Raw genomic sequence first — 16,720 nt, forward strand, 5'->3', positions numbered from 1 at the left:
TATAATAATGAATATACAGGAAATTAAGTTTTCAAAGATGCATGGACTTGGAAACGATTATATTGTCATAGATGAAACTTCTAAAGAGCTTATTAGTGAAGAAATGAAGCCAAAAATTTCAGCAGAGCTCTGTAGACGTGGTTTTTCAATAGGATCAGACGGGGTAATCTTTGTCTGCCCAGCTACATCCCATGATATTGATATTAAGTTTAGAATCTTTAATTCTAATGGATCAGAAGTTTCAACATTGAATAAATGTGATATACGTTTTAGAATCTTTAATTCTGATGGTTCTGAAGCTGAAATGTGTGGAAACGGAATAAGATGCTTCTCCAAGTACGTATACGACAAAGGAATCATAAAAAAAGAAAAAATCATCGTTGAAACCCTGGGTGGCATTAAAGTAGTTGATTTAACCATCAAAAATGGAGAAGTAGCATCATCTAAAGTTGATATGGGTCTTGCAACATTTAAAGCATCTGAAATTCCCATAATAAGTGAAAATGATGAATTTTTAGATGATGAATTAATGGTTAATGGAAAACCTTATAGAATGACCACCGTAAATGTTGGAAATCCTCATGCAGTGATTTTCACTGATAATCTGAAAGGAGTGCCTTTAAATGAGGTTGGGCCTGCAATTGAAACCCATGAAGCTTTCCCTCAAAAAACTAATGTGCATTTTGTTAAAATATTAAATAAAAATGAAATAGACATGATTACATGGGAAAGAGGTGCTGGTTTCACATTTGCATGTGGTACTGGAGCTACATCCTCTGTTTTAGCTGGATTTAAACTTTCTAAGCTGGATAAAAATGTTTTAGTCCATCTTCCTGGTGGAGACCTTAACATTGAAATTTATGAAGAAAAGGGAATCCTTGGAGCATTTATGGAAGGAGATGCAGTTCTAGTCTTTGATGGAACCATTAAAATTGAATTATAAATCTCTATTTTCTCCAATAAATTTAATATTGTGTCTTTTAAATTATCGCTTTTAAACATTCTGAAAGTGATAATATATTTTATTTTTAAAATATATCCTTAAATCTTTAAAAAAAATATATAATGGATTCTAATTAGAGACTAATTTATTCTGTCCTTTGAATGCATTCCCTTCTTAATTTTAAAAGCTCTTTCTTTCTTTTTTTAAGGTCATCTACTTCCTTAACTATTTTGCTGAACTGGGGCAATATGCATTTAACCACATTGTCTTGATGTATCCAACTACAGTCCTGGCAGCTCCATACACCCTTATCTTTTATCCATTTACCCCCAGTAGTACTATCTCCACAGGGATAGAATGGACAGTAACAGAATGTGCAGTTTTCGCCTTTAGTGTGGCAGGGGTAGAATTCACATCCCAAATTAGGCCCTTCAACCACCTCTCCATCTAAGAAACATTCATAAAACTCTCTTGAAAGCTGATGTATGTCTGATTTAACCACATAACCACGAGGCGTCACCATGTGCCCATTCTGGATATATGTCATGGAATTTCCAATGATTATAGTTGTTGACATGTTTATTTCATGATCCCTCATGTTTCCAAGAGTGGTTACAGTAACATCCACACCACTTTCTCTGCTTTTTACAATTCCAACAGGGGTTGATCTTTTTTTGTTTCGAAGTAAAATTTTGTAGGCTTCTTCAAATGGTTTCTTCCTTGTTTTACTTAATGGGTTATAAATAGCTATAACAAAGTCGCCTTTAGCTGCAAATTCCACTTTTCTTTTTATTTCAGATAATGGAGTTAAAATATCACTTAAACTTATAACTGCAAAATCATGTAAGGGTGCCCCCAGCTTGGAAGCTGCAAATGTCGCTGCAGTTACCCCTGGAATAACATTCACTTCAATATCACTGTATTTATCAATAAGCTGGAAAATAACGTTCCCCATTCCAAATACGCCAGGATCTCCTGAGCTTATTATGGCAACTTTCTTTCCTTCCCGTGATTTTTGTATGGCAATCTCTGCCCGTTCTATCTCATCACCCATACCCTTCTTAATCACTTCTTTTCCATCTATTAAGTGTTCTATTTGCTTTATATATGCTTTATATCCGATAATAACCTCTGAATCTTTAATAGTGTTTAATGCCCTTATGCTCATGTCTTCAGGGGAAGGTCCAATACCTATAATACTAATCATTGCATCACCATGTTCTAAATAATAAAAAGAAAATTATTTTTGATTAATTTTTCATAAAACTGTAAATTAAATCCATCTGACGATTTTTGGGGAGTAAAGAAAAAATATAGGGTTATTGATTATATAATTTCTTGAGAGATGTTATCTGAATAGTGTTAACATCCACTTCAAATCCCCTTGTTTTCTTCTTTCCCACTGCTAAAGCCGTTACAGAGTATATTTCACTTTGTCTTATTACTATCTGCCCCGATGAAGAAGTTTTATTAGCCTTTACTCCACCTGTTTGATTTTCCTTATATCCTGTAGCTGAAATGGTAAGATTCATAGTATCAGTGCTTAAACTGTTGCTTACAACTGCAGAGAGAGTGTCAACATTGATTCCATTTAAACCTGTCTTACTTATAAGAACCGGGGCAACAACATCAGGATTTGTGACATTATAGCTTTTAACTGTTATATTTTCTGTTTTAAGATTTATGCTATCCCATATGGCATTTAATTTACTGATCTGCATGTCTATAAGCTTTCCAATGTCTGGGGGTTCAGAAGTCACTATTGTATATGAACTTAAAAGTCCTGCTTCAAACACCATCACAAAGAGTAAAAGGAAGAGTATAATTTTTATGATTCTTGGCAAATTATCACCTAATTAATATATCTTAAATATCCCTAAATTTTCATTCTAATTTTATTTTCTACTTAACCAATTTAATTTTATTGTCTAAAAATTAGATTAATATTATATGATGTATATTATTATATAAAAAAAGGTTTGCACGGAGTAGCCATGAGCGATGATATCATTTTAAAGTTCAGTAATGCCAACATCTTAATTAATGATAAAGCATATGAACGCATTAAAAACCAAGAAAATTCACATGAATTCACAGAATCCCTAATAGACGAACTATTATATTCTAAAGAAGATGTTTTTATTTTAACAGAAGAAATTCTGAATCAATATCTAAATAAAGATAATTTAGAGGATATAAAGCTTGATCAAAGTACTTCTAAGGATTTAACATCCAGCACGGATGTAATTTTGAAAGTTCCTCAAAGCAAGTTTCCAACAGGAAGACCATTTGACTTCCATGTGATCCAGGATACAAGTAAAAAATCATATACAAGCGGGGAACTCAAAGACTTCACCACTTACTTCAAGAGCAGATACCAAAAATTATACGAGCTTTTAGATAGAAGAGGAGAATTAAAGGATCATAGATCAATTAGCGATATAAAAAAGACTGATGATGTTGTTAAGGTAATAGGAATAGTAAACGACATTAAAAACACTAAAAATAACCATAAATTCATAGAACTAGAAGATGAAACCGGAAGCACTACTATTCTTGTGCATAATGAAAATCACCAACTCTTTGAAAAGGCAGAGAAAATTGTAAAGGATGAAATTATTGGTGTTGTTGGAAGTAAAAAAGGAACATTTGTAATAGCATCTGAACTGGTGCATCCTGGTGTGCCGCGAATTGATGAAAAACCAATGGATTTTTCTACTGTTTTCATTTCTGATGTTCATATTGGCAGCTCCACATTCCTTGGAGATGCTTTTAACCGGTTTATAAACTGGATAAACGGAGACTTCGGCGATACCAAACATCAAGAAATAGCTCAAAACGTTAAATATCTTGTTATTGCTGGGGATTTAGTTGATGGAATAGGTATATACCCTCATCAAGAAAAAGAACTCACTATAAAAGATATTTACGGGCAATATGATGAAGCTGCACGGCTTCTTGGCGAAATCAGGACAGATATTAAGATAATAATATCTCCTGGAAACCACGATGCAGCAAGATTGGCCGAACCCCAGCCTGCAATTTCCCAGAATTATGCTAAATCACTTTATGAACTTAAAAATGCTGAATTTGTAAGTAATCCGGGAATTGTAAGTTTAGATGGGATTAATGTTCTTATATATCATGGTAGAAGCTTTGATGATATGGCTATGTCTGTTAAAGGATTCTCCCACCAGCAATCAGACCTTATAATGAAAGAATTACTGGAAAAAAGACATTTAGCCCCTATATATGGAGAAAGAACCCCTCTTGCATCAGAATATGAAGATCATTTAGTAATTAAAGATGTGCCTGATGTTTTTCACACAGGCCATGTTCATATAAACGCTTATAAACGGCATAAAGGCGTTCATATGATAAATTCAGGCACATTCCAGTCTCAAACAGAGTTTCAGAAGATCTACAACATTATGCCTACATGTGCAGAAGTTCCTGTAATTCACAAAGGCCAGTTTAAGCTTTTAAATTTTGCTTAAATTGATATTAACTGAATTTTTATATCTATTTGCCATATAAACAAGGCAGTATGAGTTATGAAGTAAAAATTGGATTTTATGTTCCTAATATATACTAAAGGAGAATTTAAATGGATAAAAATGTTATTATAAAAGAATTAATCAATGTTTCACATTACATATATAAAAAAGGCCTTAGCCCTGGAAAATCAGGAAATTTAAGCTGTAGATTTTATGATAACAACGTTTCAAAAGTAGCAATAACAAGAAGCGGGATTTCCAAAGGAAGAATACAAAAAGAAGATGTAATTATCATAGATATGGATGGAAACATCCTGGAAGGGGATAAAAAACCATCTTTAGAAATGTTCATGCATCTTGGAATCTATAAAGAAAGAAACGATATTAATAGTGTTGTTCATAATCATTCTCCCTTTGCAACTGGTTTTTCAATGTCGGATAAGCGATTAAAAAGACTTGAAGGATTTGGACCAATTGAAAATCCATATATTCCATCTGTGAAGTACTCAAAGCCTGGAAGCATTGAACTTGCAGAAGATACAGCTAAAATGATGAAAAATGAGGATGCTGTACTCCTTAAAAATCATGGTGTTGTTGCAGCAGGTGTGAATCTTGATGAAGCAGTTCTTCTTGCTGAATTCGTTGAAGATATAGCTAAAATACAGTTTGTAGCTCAACTCCTCTAATATTTTTCTTTTAAAAAATACTATAAAAAATTAAAATTAAAATTGAACTTCTAATTTTAACTTCTAATTTTTTTATTTAATATATTAAAATAATGTAAAAAATTTAAAAAAGTAGCAGCAAAATAGAATATAAATCTGCTAATAAATCTGATTAAATAGATAAAACTAATTAAATTAATTAAAAATAGAATTTAGTCTCTGATAGACTCTAATTCACTTAAAACATTCCAAACAAGAGTTCTTGCATGTATAGGGATGTTTGGGTCGTTACTAATTTCATCAAGTATTGAAATTACGGTACTTGCACGAACTGTGGCATCATCATCATCTTTAGATAAAATATCCTTTGATTCTTCTGCTGCCCTTCTAATATTCCTTGGAACACTTGTATCTTCCATGATATGTCGTAATATTTGAGTAACGCGATCAATTGCATCTTTATTCATAATATAACCTCCATAGTGTTAAATAAAATAATTTTATAAATAGACTAAATATAATAGACTAACTATTAATCTTTATACATGATGAGATAAAAACCTTTTGTATCCAATTTTCTTAAAATTGAATTCACTTATAATTTATAACTTATAATAAACCCATCTAAAAAAACCATGAATGATGTTTTTAATTAGTTAGATGATACTGCAACAGCTATTGTAACTCCATTAAACGCTGTTTTTCTAAATATAAGCTTTGAATTGTTCCCTGCAGCAATTAAAGCCGATGGCTCACAAACTCCAGGAATTCCAAATTTTCCCTCAACAAACAAAGACTTTGCACACTGCGGGTCCTTAAAATCTTTCAATTTATCTAAAGAAATGATTTCAAGGGGAATATCAAGTTTCATTGCTGTTTCAATTATTCCTACCTCATTTTTTTTCACTTCAGCAGTTGCAAGCATGTCTATCCTATCTAAAGATAAATTAAGGGCATTAATTGCACTTTCAACCGCTGATTTGACATCTAATTGTAAAACAGCTTTTCGAGCTCCAATACCTACAACCAGTTTTTTTGGTTTTAAAACTATCTCTGTATCTTCAAATACGGCTTTTAAATCTTTATTTTCAAATTTAAGCAAGTTATATGAATTTTTAATTAATGGATCATTAAAAATAAATTCAAATTTAGAGGGAACATATAAATCAGGGGTTTTATTGTTAACCAAAGCTGAATTTATAGTCATTATTTTTTTAGGATCATCTATTTCTAAGTGGTATCTTCTTGCAAGAGAATCTATCCCTATTTTGCCATGAATATCTGTAGCTGTTGTTATAACCGGATCTGCACCAGATATTTCAGCAATCTTTAATGTAATCTCATTTGCACCGCCAAAATGTCCTGAAAGCAGGCTTATTACATGTTTTGCCTGATCATCCATAACCAAAACTGCAGGATCCTCTATTTTATCCCTAATAAGGCCACAAATATTTCTTACCATTATTCCAGTTGCCATTATACCAATTATACAATCATAATCCCTAAAGACATATTTTAATGTCTCTTTAACATTTTTATGGAATATACCTACTTTTATTACTGTTGAATCCTCATCTAAAACCTTTTTTAGGTTAAATGCGACATCTTGAGCATCTTTTGTTATGGTAAATATGGCTATTTTCATTTTCTGCCTCAACATCATATTCTAAAAATAACTATAAATATTTTCAATTTAATAGAACAATATCCATGGTATGTTAACAAGAATTTAAATTATTTATCTCTTATTAATTAATTCAAAATATTTAAAAAAAATCAAATCTTAAACATAAAAAAAATCAAATCTTAAACAATTTTAAATCATCTAAACTTAAGGAGCATAAAAATGTATGTAGTGATACTTGGTAGTGGAAGAGTAGGTCTAAATCTTGCCTCTTTTTTGATTTCTGATGGTCAAGATGTTACTCTCATCGAAAGTGATGCAGAATTATGCTCCAAGGCTGCTTCTGAATTAGATTCTTTAGTTATTTGTGGTAATGGGACTGATATTAAAACTTTAAAGGAAGCAAATATAGAAGATGCAGATGTTTTTGTTGCAGCCACAGGAAATGACGAAGTTAATTTACTTACCTGTGTTCTGGTAAAAGGATTCAATGTACCAAAGATTATAGCCCGAGTAAGTGATTATACCCATAAAAAAGCGTTTAAAAGCGCAGGTATTGATTTTGCTATAAGTCCAGAACTTACAGCCGCGAGTTATCTTGAAAAAATAATATTAAGACCAAAGATAGCAGATTTAGTGGTTTTAGGAAGGGGAGATGCAGAATTATTAGATCTTACATTGAAAAATAAATCATTTATTGGTAAAAAAATAGGAGAAATTAGCCCTACTAAAAAATATATAATAGTTGCAGTGTTTGAAAACGGGAATATAAACATTCCAATGCAGGACGACGTCTTGAAAGAAGGTTCTAAAATTTCTATTCTTGTAAAAACAAAATATATAAAAGATATTATAGAATTATTCACAGATTAAACCATTGAAAGCTGAAATAAAAAAATTATGGATTTAAACTCATTTTAAAGTTAATTTTAAATTTTATATCCTAACTGCATCAAAAGAACTATAAAAAGTCCGAATAACAATGCTATCAATATAATAAACAACAAAATCGTTGTTTTTGTAAGTAATAGAGCTTCTGAAATTTTATCTGGTGTTAAATTAGTTAAATCATCCCCAATTTTATAATAACCTATTTTTTCAAGGCTAATTTCCAGTGCACCAGCTGCAGCAGCCATGGAGTAACCCGAATTCGGGCTATCAGGCTTTCTTGCATCTCTTCTCATTATTTTATACGCATTCTTCCAGTTCATCCTAAGAATAAAAGCTGCAATAACAACAAGAATACCAGTAAGTCTTGCAGGGATATAATTTAATATATCATCCACATTTGCAGGAAACCAGCCTATTTTAATGTTTTCAGGGTTTTTATAGCCCACCATAGCATCAAGCGTATTTATAACTCTGTATGCAACAGCTCCAGGAACACCAAAAATAAATGCATAGAATATTGGGGCAATCACTGAGTCTGTGATGTTTTCTGTTAATGTTTCAATTGTAGCTGAGATTAAATCTTCCTTTGAAAGATTAGAAGTATCTCTACTTACAAGATAAGACATTGATTTCCTTGCAACCCCAATATCATGATCCAACTCAGTTCTTATATCTTGAGCTGAAGTTATAAGAACTTTAATTGCAAAAGTAGTTGTTAAAATCAATGCTGAAACAATTAAATAAATTAAGTTATTAAATGCTAACAAAGAAGTAAGGACGTAGGTTGCAAGTGTAAAAATAATTACCAAATCCAGTGTTAATATTATTCCTGAGATTTTATTTCTATATTTTATTAAATTACCATTATAAATGTCAATAAGTTTCCCCATCCATACAACAGGATGTATTTTTGCAGGAAATTCTCCAAATATAACGTCGATGATTACTGCAATTATGATTATGGATATTAAATTTATTTGAAGTTCCATGAAATCCCCTGAATAACACTTTGAATTTAAATTAGTTGCCAAATATATTTTATTTGAATTATATACCAATAGCAAGAATTTGGTGTAATCTAATTACAGTACTAAATATTGTTTAATCTATGAAAATAATTTTAGTTTCAAAATATTTAATTCTAATACAAGTAAACATTAATTGTAGATAAAGTTCAAAAAATACACTGATAAAGTTAACAAGGTGTTAAAAATGTCAAAAATCGAAGATAAAGTTCAAAAATGGCTCTCTGATGAGGGTTTTTTCAGGCAGAAAGTTTCAGATGATAACACAAACTTCCATTTCATGATAAATTATCCTGAAGGTCACGCTCTGGATGTTATTCAGCCAAAAGGTAAAAAAGACTTAGTTGTAATAGGATGTGCTACAAATATTAGTCCAGAACACCAATCAAAGATAAAAATGCTTAAAAATACAAAAAGAGAAAGTTTTATGTGGGATTTCAGGTTTCTTTTAAATAATCAATTTGTTGATTTCCAATTACAGCATCCAGACAATGTTTTGCAAAGTTTTGTGATTACAGATGAAATATATGAAGACGGATTAAGCAAAGACAGATTAATTTCCACTGTAAAAAAAATTTTCAGAGCCAAGCTACAAGGAATATGGAAAATACAGAAAGAATTTGGAGTTTATGACGAAAGTGAAAAAAATAGTCAACCAGACAGTATGTACGTATAACGTTAAGAACATTTTAATGCTCTAAATAATAAAATAATCTTAAAAATAATTTATTTAAATGAAATAACAGTATTAAAACGTTTTTTGCACAAAATACTGGTTTTAATAATTATAAAATAAGATGTGAAATTTGAAGTATAATATATTTAATTTGTTTGTGTGTAAGTTCACAATTAATAGATTGAGACATGCATTTCAAGTGTAAAATATATTCACCAAATTAAATTTTTAAGGTGAGACATCAATTTCAAGTGTATCACAGAATAGAAATCTAGAATTTTCAGATAATTTTAGGAAAATATTTAATCAAACACTTTTTAATCATGTTATATTAAAAAATATATAGATTAAGAGATTTAGCTGAATCAATATTTAAATAGGATTTAAAAATGAATCTAAGAGCATTATGGAATCCAAGTAGCATTAGCACAGAGCAAAAAAAATAATCCTCAATTTTAGTAATGCCTAATAACATAAATACAGAACAAATGAAGAAATCATAGTTGAAGATGTTAAATGCTTTTAATACAAGATAACAGAAATAATGCTTCATCCAATATAATCTATTAACTATTTCAAGCTATGTTGCATGATTAATAGAACTAAGTAAAATAACCTCTAAACTGTATTAAATAGTGCCAATAAACACATCTATTCCTTATAAAAGAAGTATTGTGCATTGATCACTCTATTTATAGTGTAATATTTGGGAATAAATAGAGAAAATTTGTTTTATTAAGTTAAAACTAATAAAAATATTTATAGTGTAATATTTGGGAATAAATAGAGAAAATCTGTTTTATTAAGTTAAAACTAATAAAAATATTGATTTAAACTATATCTTTAAATTATATCCTTTTCTCGTATTTTAATTCAGGGAATGTGATTTTATAAACTGTTCCTTCCTCTTCTAAAATCTCTATATTACCATCTAATTGATCTACCAAAGAATCAACCAAACTTAAACCTAATGTTGTCCCGTTTTCTAAGTCATGTTCTTTAATGTGCCCTACACCATTATCCTTCACAATTAAGACATATTCATCGTTATCAGGATACATTTTCACCATTATTTTACCTTTTCTACCTTGAGGAAATGCATGTTTTAGGGAATTTGAAACAAGTTCATTTATGATAAGACCACATGGAACTGAAGTTTCAATATTAAGCTCTATTTCCTCAATATCTAACTCTAAATCAATATGAGACAAATTAGAATAACTATATATTAAACTATTCAAAAAAGTTTTCAAATAATCAGAGAAGTTTATTGAACTTAGATTATCTGATTGATAAAGTTTTTCATGGATCATGGCCATTGATCTCACTCTATTCTGACTATTAATAAAAAGCTCATAATCCTCATCATTCACCACATTTTTAGATTGTAAATTCAAAAGGCTTATGATAATCTGCAAATTGTTATTCACCCTGTGATGAATTTCTCTAAGGAGAGCTTCTTTTTCAATCAACGAGCTCTTAACAAATTCTTCAGCTTCTTTTTGTTCACTAATATCTCTGCTGCTGTAAATAAATCTTTTAATCTTGTTATCTTTAAAAACAGGTTTTCCAATTGTTTCCAGCCATATATATTTACCTTCACTGTTTTTAGAGCGATATTGTAATCTTACACCCAGATGAGATTCAACCGATTTTTTAAGACTATTAGTTACTTCTTCTAAATCATCAGGATGAATAAATTCATATAATGATTTTCCCAATAAATTTTCAGGCGACTGACCTATAAGTTGAAGGGAAGAAGGACTCACATATTTGTAAATGCCATCTTCATCCGATTCTGTGATTAGGTCCATCATATTAGATGTAATAAATGTTAGTTGCTCCTCTCTTTTAGAAATTAGTTCTTTATTCCTTTTTAGAGTTTTTTGAGCCTTTTTTATCTCATTTAAGGAGATAATCTGCCTGATAATTACTAATACCACTACAATTCCCACCCCCCAGATTAAGGCCTTATCAGGAATGGTGATAATTAAAAGACCATATGTAAAAATAACAAGTATCAAAGGTAAATATGAAATCAAATCATTTTGGGCACGTGATTCTCGGTAAGAATCTATTAAATATCTTAAATCTACATTGATATCTTTTAAAAAACATATGACTGCTATTATGATAAATATTGAGTTGGAAGCATAAAGGACTGTGAATAACCACTTATAGATTAAAATCGGATTTATCGCATGATAAGCATATATCATATCCCCTAATATCTGAAGAAACATTCCTAAGGTAAATAAAATTAGAGGTAGTTCAGAAATCTTCCGGTTTTCATTAAATAATAGTGTTAGTACTGCAAATAGTACTATAAGATCTAAAAATAGATAAAATATGGCAATTATATCAGATAGAGTATCTGGCTGGCTGGGTCCCACAGTAGGCCAAACAAATAAAAACCACACTATAAAGAATGCAGATATCATGATAATAACTGCATCTAATAAAGATTTGTATTTGATTTTAAATGGTTTTTTCATGAATAAAAGTATTCCCAGTACTAATAAAGGATAGGCCCCTATATAAAAGATATCTGCAATGGAAAGTGGAGAAATAATCCTCGAATAATCCTCGAAAACGAAATAAAAAAAGCTAGCAATAGAATAAAACACCATAGCCATGGAAAGTATTAACCATGGCTTAAAAGTATCTTCACGTGTTTTATAAGACCACCACGCAGTGTAAATTAGAAACCATGACGCAAAAAGACCAACTAATGGTGCTAAAATATCCATATAGAATAAAAATAAGTTAGTATTCCATAAAGAAATAGGAATGATAATTAAAAGAATTAAAGCCACTATAACTATTAGTATTAAAGATTTAAATCTATTTAAAGATGTTGATGCATACATTTTCTTACCCTAAACCAGTGTACACACATAATTTTTGTTCTTCTTCATTTATCAAATTTGTTGAAATATTGGTTAATAAAGTAGAAGTTCTAACTTGTTCAACCTGTAATCGAGGTATTAGAATGATATGTTTAAGCTGTAAAAAAGGTAAATGTTCTAACTTGTTCAACCCATCAAACATATTTCGAACTAAAAAAGTTTTCCTTAGGACTTATAATCTTATAAAGAACAATAATAATATACTAATCTGTAACATGAATTTAATTTTATAAAACAAAGGTAAAAGACATTTAAGGTTGGGAGATGTTATTATTTGGAAGTAAGTAATATAAATTGGGAAGATTTTTTCCAGGCAATTAATCACCCTGCACTTATTTTAGATTCATCACATTTTATTCTAGCTGCTAATAAATCGTTTCATAAATATATAGGGCTTTCTGAGGATGAAATAATAGGGAGACAATGTTTTAAACTTATTCATAGTTCTGATTCTAAAGAAGCTCCTTTTTGCTGTCCTCTGGACAATCTTACTAAAAAAGGCATGACTGAATCAGTTGAAATGGAAATGGAAGCATTTGGAGGTCATGCTCTGGTTTCATGCACCCCTATTTTTGATGAAAATGGTGATTTGGATAAAATTATCCACATAGCCACTGATATCACTCAACGAAAAAAGTCAGAAGAGTCACTTAAGGAAAGTGAAGAGAAATATAGGGCAATGATGGATTTTTCTAGTGATGCAGTTATGTTGGCAGATCTAGAAGGTAATTTGATTGAATGTAATAAAAAATCTGAGGAATTAATTGGTTATTCTAAAAATGAAATTCTTAAATTAAACATTAATGATATACATCCCCTCGAAGAACTTGAAAAAATCCAAAAAGCCTTTAAAAACATTTCAAAAAGAAATGTAGCTGTTTTTGATACTTTAGTTTTAACTAAAGATAATAAGAAAGTTCCAGTGGATATAACAGCAAGTCTTGTTGAATATGGAGATAAACAAATCATACAAGGGATTTTTAGGGACATCACTGAACACAAAATTGCTGAGGATTTACTTAAAAAGGTCATGGATGTGGCCCCTTATGGAGCACATCACTATGTTCTTAATAGTGATGGCCAGTTAATTTTCACTGGTGCTAATAAATCGGCTGATCTAATTTTAAAGGTAGACAACAGCCAATTTATAGGAAAAACAATTGAAGAAGCTTTTCCAAACTTAAAAGGAACAGATATACTTGAGGCATATAAAAAAGTTGCATCAATAGGAGAAACTTATGAAACCAATCAAGTAGAGTATGATGGGGAGAAAATCGTGGGGATATTTGAAGTCCATGCAATAAACACTGGAGAAGATAAAATGACTGTTTTCTTCAGAGATGTGACTGAAACTAAAAAAGCAGAAAACAAGCTTAAATCCTCCTTAAAAGAGAAACAAAAACTTCTTCAGCAGCATGAAAAATCTGAAAGTAGATATAGAGCCATATTTGAGAATAGTGGAACTGCAATTTTGAATTTTAAAGATGATGGCACTATCATCATGGTTAACTCTGAATGGGAGAGTCTCAGTGGTTATTCCCGTGAAGAGGTTGAGGGTAAGATGAAGTGGATGGAACTTGTCCATCCTGATTATATAGAAAAAATGATGGAATATCACCAAAAGAGGATGATAGACCAAAAGTCAGCACCACATGGATATGAAACAGTATTCATCAAAAAAAGTGGAGATCTGCTGGTAATGTATGTTACTGTGACAGCCATTCCCGGAACTGATAAATGGTTAGCATCAGCCATAGATATCACAGATCTTAAAAAAACACAAAAAGCATTGGAAAAAAATGTTTTACGTTTCCGTGCTTTGGCTGAATATGCTGTTGATGGAATAATAACCACTGACTCCCAAGGTAAAATTTTGTATTTCAACGATAGTTTGCTGAATATGTTTGGCTACACTCAGGATGAATTACAAAATTCTAAACTCACTAAATTAATGCCTGAAAGGTTCAGGAAAAATTTCATGAAAACTCTTAAAAAATTCAGGTTTACTGGCGAGCACAGTTTAGTAGGACGGACTATTGAAACTACAGGGCTTAAAAATAATGGTAATGAGTTTCCCTTTGAAATGTCACTGACTAAATGGGAAACAAATGAAAAGATTTACTTTACATCTATCATAAGAGATATAACTGAACGTAAAAAGTCAGAAAAAGCTCTTAAGGAATCTGAAGCGTATTACAGAACTATTTTTGATTATAGTGGGGCAGCAACTGTAATTATTGAAGATGATACCACTATTTCTCTAGCTAATCCTGAATTTGAAAAACTTTCAGGTTATAGTGTGGATGAGATAGAAGGTAAAATAAAGTGGACCAAATTTATTTTTGAAGATGATTTGGAGAAAATGGAAAATTATCACCGTCAAAGGAGGATTAACCCAGAAGTAGTTCCCGAAAACTATGAGTTTCGCTTTTTTAATCGTTATGGGGAATTAAAAGATATAATGTTATTTGTTGCTTTAATTCCTGGAACTAAAAAGAGTGTAGCCAGTCTTTTAGACACAACCAAACAAAAAAAAGCTAATGATTATCTTAAATGGGAGTTAAAGGTAAATGAGGCTCTAAATAAAATTTATCCACAATTAGTTTCCTCAAAAAGTACCATTGATGAAATTGCTAATTTAATTCTCAATCAATCATTAAAACTAACTGATAGTAAATCTGGACTTATAGGAGAGATCAAACCCATTAGTAAAGAAATAATTATTCTATCAGTAATACCTTCTATGCCTCTTAAAGGACCTCAAAAACCTATATTAAAACTTGATAAAGATAATATATATGGTGGTTTGATGGGTCATAGTTTAAATATTAAAAGGGGCTTTTTTACCAATGATGCTGTTTCTTACCCATCATATAGTAAAGTTGATGGGCATTTTAAAATTGAGAAATTCCTTTCGGTTCCAGTTATGTTGAAAAATGAGATTATGGGTCAGATTTCTATTGCTAATAGTAGCCGAGATTACACTGAACATGATCTAGATGCTATTAAAAGATTATCTAACTTCTATTCTTTAGCTTTACAGAAAATAAGAGATAGAGAAGAAATTAAAAGTTCTTTAAAAGAGAAGGAGATACTTTTAAAGGAGGTACATCATAGGGTCAAAAACAACATGCAAATCATTAGTAGTCTTTTGAACCTGCAAATACAGTTTGAAGATATTGATGAGACGGTAGATGTTTTAAAGGAAAGCCAGGGTCGTGTGAAGAGTATGGCTTTGGTTCATGAGAAGCTCTATCAGTCAGATAGTTTCTCTAAAATTAATTTTAAGGAGTATATCAAAAATTTGGTGTCAGATATCTTCAATTCTTATGGTATTAAAGGGAAGATTGGATTGGAGCTAGATATTGATGATCTTAACATTGGTATTGACACTGCAGTACCATTAGGCTTAATAATCAATGAATTAGTTACTAATAGTGCTAAATATGCATTTCCACAAGGTAAAAAAGGAATAATTAAAATTTTATTTAAATTAGTGGACGATAAATATTTTTTAACTATTTCTGATGATGGTGTTGGAATACCTCATGATATTGAACTTGGAAAAACAAAAACTCTGGGATTACAGTTAGTAATTAATTTAATCAACCAAATAGATGGTAATATTGAGATTGGCAGAAACCATGGAACTGAATTTAAAATAATATTCAGTGAGTTAGAATATAAAGATAGAATTTAAACTATATTTATTTGTATTATGTAATTATAGTCAAATTAAACGCCCTTACCTGTGATATTTAATTTTTAAGGTATTTCATGTATTATGTATCTATTGGTTAAATTTGAACTTTAGAGGAACTATTCCTATAGAAAAATCTTCTGGCGTATCATGTATCTATAGTTAAATTTGAACGTGATACTATAATATATTAAAACAAGTTTTGGGTTTGTTCATGTTTTATTTAAATTATATGATCAATTTACACTTGAAACCAATGTCTAAATTTGTACATAATTCCATATAGAGTTAGTGTTAACTAAAAAATAATTCCTCAAAATCAATGTTTACAGTTGAAATACACGTCTTTCTCAAAAAAAGCCACTTAAAATTTTTACAGTTGAAATTTATCTTCCACCCACAAAAAGATATTATATCAAAAACGATTTATTGAACTGTTCTAAAATTTTTATCAGTTTATATGTGTTTGTTTTATAAAATAAATGTTTAAATGTATTATTTCAGGTTTAAACGTGATAATTATCTTATTTAACCAATTATATAACATTATTAGAAAATATAGTATTATAAATATTCAAATTTTCCTTTCAATCTCATCTTACACTGGAAATGAATGACTCTATCCTCAAAATAAAATTTTTATACTTCTCAAGTTACACTGGAAATTACTGTCTTACTCAATCTAATGAATAATAAAAAATATTAAATAAATAATATTATACACTTGAAATGCACCTCTCTCTTTGAACATTTATATGCTTGAGTGACAATTTAATAGATGGGAGCATGG

Annotated in this window: 13 protein-coding genes; 6 read left to right on the plus strand and 7 right to left on the minus strand. The window is 30.3% G+C overall.

Features of this window, described 5'->3' with window-relative positions; genetic code table 11:
- Positions 1–7 precede the first annotated feature (7 nt).
- Positions 8–943, plus strand: a complete 936-nt coding sequence (locus HZC47_00545; protein ID MBI5679377.1) for a diaminopimelate epimerase — start codon at positions 8–10, stop codon at positions 941–943.
- A 145-nt stretch (positions 944–1,088) separates the two neighbouring features.
- On the opposite strand, the gene cobJ is transcribed toward HZC47_00545, so the two are convergent.
- Together cobJ and HZC47_00555 are read right to left on the minus strand one after the other, a co-directional pair.
- Positions 1,089–2,150, minus strand: coding sequence for a precorrin-3B C(17)-methyltransferase (cobJ, locus tag HZC47_00550; protein ID MBI5679378.1), 1,062 nt, complete (start codon positions 2,148–2,150; stop codon positions 1,089–1,091).
- Positions 2,151–2,262: 112 nt separating this feature from the next.
- Positions 2,263–2,787: a hypothetical protein gene (locus HZC47_00555; GenBank protein ID MBI5679379.1), complete on the minus strand. Its 525-nt coding sequence runs from the start codon at positions 2,785–2,787 to the stop codon at positions 2,263–2,265.
- Positions 2,788–2,937: 150 nt separating this feature from the next.
- Between HZC47_00555 and HZC47_00560 the strand changes: the two genes are divergently transcribed.
- Together HZC47_00560 and HZC47_00565 are read left to right on the plus strand one after the other, a co-directional pair.
- Positions 2,938–4,440, plus strand: a complete 1,503-nt coding sequence (locus HZC47_00560) for a DNA-directed DNA polymerase II small subunit (GenBank protein MBI5679380.1) — start codon at positions 2,938–2,940, stop codon at positions 4,438–4,440.
- A 110-nt stretch (positions 4,441–4,550) separates the two neighbouring features.
- Complete coding sequence (locus tag HZC47_00565) at positions 4,551–5,126, plus strand: class II aldolase/adducin family protein (protein MBI5679381.1); 576 nt, start codon at positions 4,551–4,553, stop codon at positions 5,124–5,126.
- A 191-nt stretch (positions 5,127–5,317) separates the two neighbouring features.
- On the opposite strand, the gene HZC47_00570 is transcribed toward HZC47_00565, so the two are convergent.
- Together HZC47_00570 and HZC47_00575 are read right to left on the minus strand one after the other, a co-directional pair.
- Complete coding sequence (locus HZC47_00570) at positions 5,318–5,572, minus strand: UPF0147 family protein (GenBank protein MBI5679382.1); 255 nt, start codon at positions 5,570–5,572, stop codon at positions 5,318–5,320.
- A 185-nt stretch (positions 5,573–5,757) separates the two neighbouring features.
- Positions 5,758–6,750: a cobalt-precorrin 5A hydrolase gene (locus HZC47_00575; GenBank protein MBI5679383.1), complete on the minus strand. Its 993-nt coding sequence runs from the start codon at positions 6,748–6,750 to the stop codon at positions 5,758–5,760.
- Positions 6,751–6,951: 201 nt separating this feature from the next.
- Between HZC47_00575 and HZC47_00580 the strand changes: the two genes are divergently transcribed.
- On the plus strand, positions 6,952–7,602 hold the full coding sequence (locus tag HZC47_00580) for a TrkA family potassium uptake protein (GenBank protein ID MBI5679384.1): 651 nt from the start codon (positions 6,952–6,954) through the stop codon (positions 7,600–7,602).
- A 56-nt stretch (positions 7,603–7,658) separates the two neighbouring features.
- On the opposite strand, the gene HZC47_00585 is transcribed toward HZC47_00580, so the two are convergent.
- Complete coding sequence (locus tag HZC47_00585) at positions 7,659–8,597, minus strand: cobalamin biosynthesis protein (protein MBI5679385.1); 939 nt, start codon at positions 8,595–8,597, stop codon at positions 7,659–7,661.
- Positions 8,598–8,832: 235 nt separating this feature from the next.
- On the opposite strand from HZC47_00585, the gene HZC47_00590 reads away from it, so the two are divergent.
- Positions 8,833–9,321, plus strand: coding sequence for a DUF2299 family protein (locus HZC47_00590; protein ID MBI5679386.1), 489 nt, complete (start codon positions 8,833–8,835; stop codon positions 9,319–9,321).
- Positions 9,322–10,169: 848 nt separating this feature from the next.
- On the opposite strand, the gene HZC47_00595 is transcribed toward HZC47_00590, so the two are convergent.
- Together HZC47_00595 and HZC47_00600 are read right to left on the minus strand one after the other, a co-directional pair.
- Positions 10,170–12,191, minus strand: coding sequence for a PAS domain S-box protein (locus tag HZC47_00595; protein ID MBI5679387.1), 2,022 nt, complete (start codon positions 12,189–12,191; stop codon positions 10,170–10,172).
- A gap of 4 nt (positions 12,192–12,195) precedes the next feature.
- The gene (locus HZC47_00600) at positions 12,196–12,372 is read right to left on the minus strand and encodes a hypothetical protein (protein ID MBI5679388.1); all 177 of its coding nucleotides are present in this window, start codon (positions 12,370–12,372) and stop codon (positions 12,196–12,198) included.
- A 132-nt stretch (positions 12,373–12,504) separates the two neighbouring features.
- Here HZC47_00600 and HZC47_00605 point away from each other — a divergent pair, with 132 nt between their 5' ends.
- The gene (locus HZC47_00605; GenBank protein MBI5679389.1) at positions 12,505–15,930 is read left to right on the plus strand and encodes a PAS domain S-box protein; all 3,426 of its coding nucleotides are present in this window, start codon (positions 12,505–12,507) and stop codon (positions 15,928–15,930) included.
- Positions 15,931–16,720: the final 790 nt, after the last annotated feature.

The sequence above is a fragment of the Methanobacterium sp. genome (genome assembly GCA_016222945.1).
In the GTDB taxonomy this organism is placed as follows: domain Archaea; phylum Methanobacteriota; class Methanobacteria; order Methanobacteriales; family Methanobacteriaceae; genus Methanobacterium_D.

What these genes read in the sequence shown, in the direction of transcription:
- HZC47_00570 (MBI5679382.1), bottom strand. Translation starts at nt 5,572, where the DNA reads ATGAATAAAGATGCAATTGATCGCGTTACTCAAATATTACGACATATC.
- HZC47_00580 (MBI5679384.1), top strand. Translation starts at nt 6,952, where the DNA reads ATGTATGTAGTGATACTTGGTAGTGGAAGAGTAGGTCTAAATCTTGCC.
- HZC47_00545 (MBI5679377.1), top strand. Translation starts at nt 8, where the DNA reads ATGAATATACAGGAAATTAAGTTTTCAAAGATGCATGGACTTGGAAAC.
- cobJ (MBI5679378.1), bottom strand. Translation starts at nt 2,150, where the DNA reads ATGATTAGTATTATAGGTATTGGACCTTCCCCTGAAGACATGAGCATA.
- HZC47_00560 (MBI5679380.1), top strand. Translation starts at nt 2,938, where the DNA reads ATGAGCGATGATATCATTTTAAAGTTCAGTAATGCCAACATCTTAATT.
- HZC47_00600 (MBI5679388.1), bottom strand. Translation starts at nt 12,372, where the DNA reads ATGTTTGATGGGTTGAACAAGTTAGAACATTTACCTTTTTTACAGCTT.
- HZC47_00565 (MBI5679381.1), top strand. Translation starts at nt 4,551, where the DNA reads ATGGATAAAAATGTTATTATAAAAGAATTAATCAATGTTTCACATTAC.
- HZC47_00595 (MBI5679387.1), bottom strand. Translation starts at nt 12,191, where the DNA reads ATGTATGCATCAACATCTTTAAATAGATTTAAATCTTTAATACTAATA.
- HZC47_00590 (MBI5679386.1), top strand. Translation starts at nt 8,833, where the DNA reads ATGTCAAAAATCGAAGATAAAGTTCAAAAATGGCTCTCTGATGAGGGT.
- HZC47_00575 (MBI5679383.1), bottom strand. Translation starts at nt 6,750, where the DNA reads ATGAAAATAGCCATATTTACCATAACAAAAGATGCTCAAGATGTCGCA.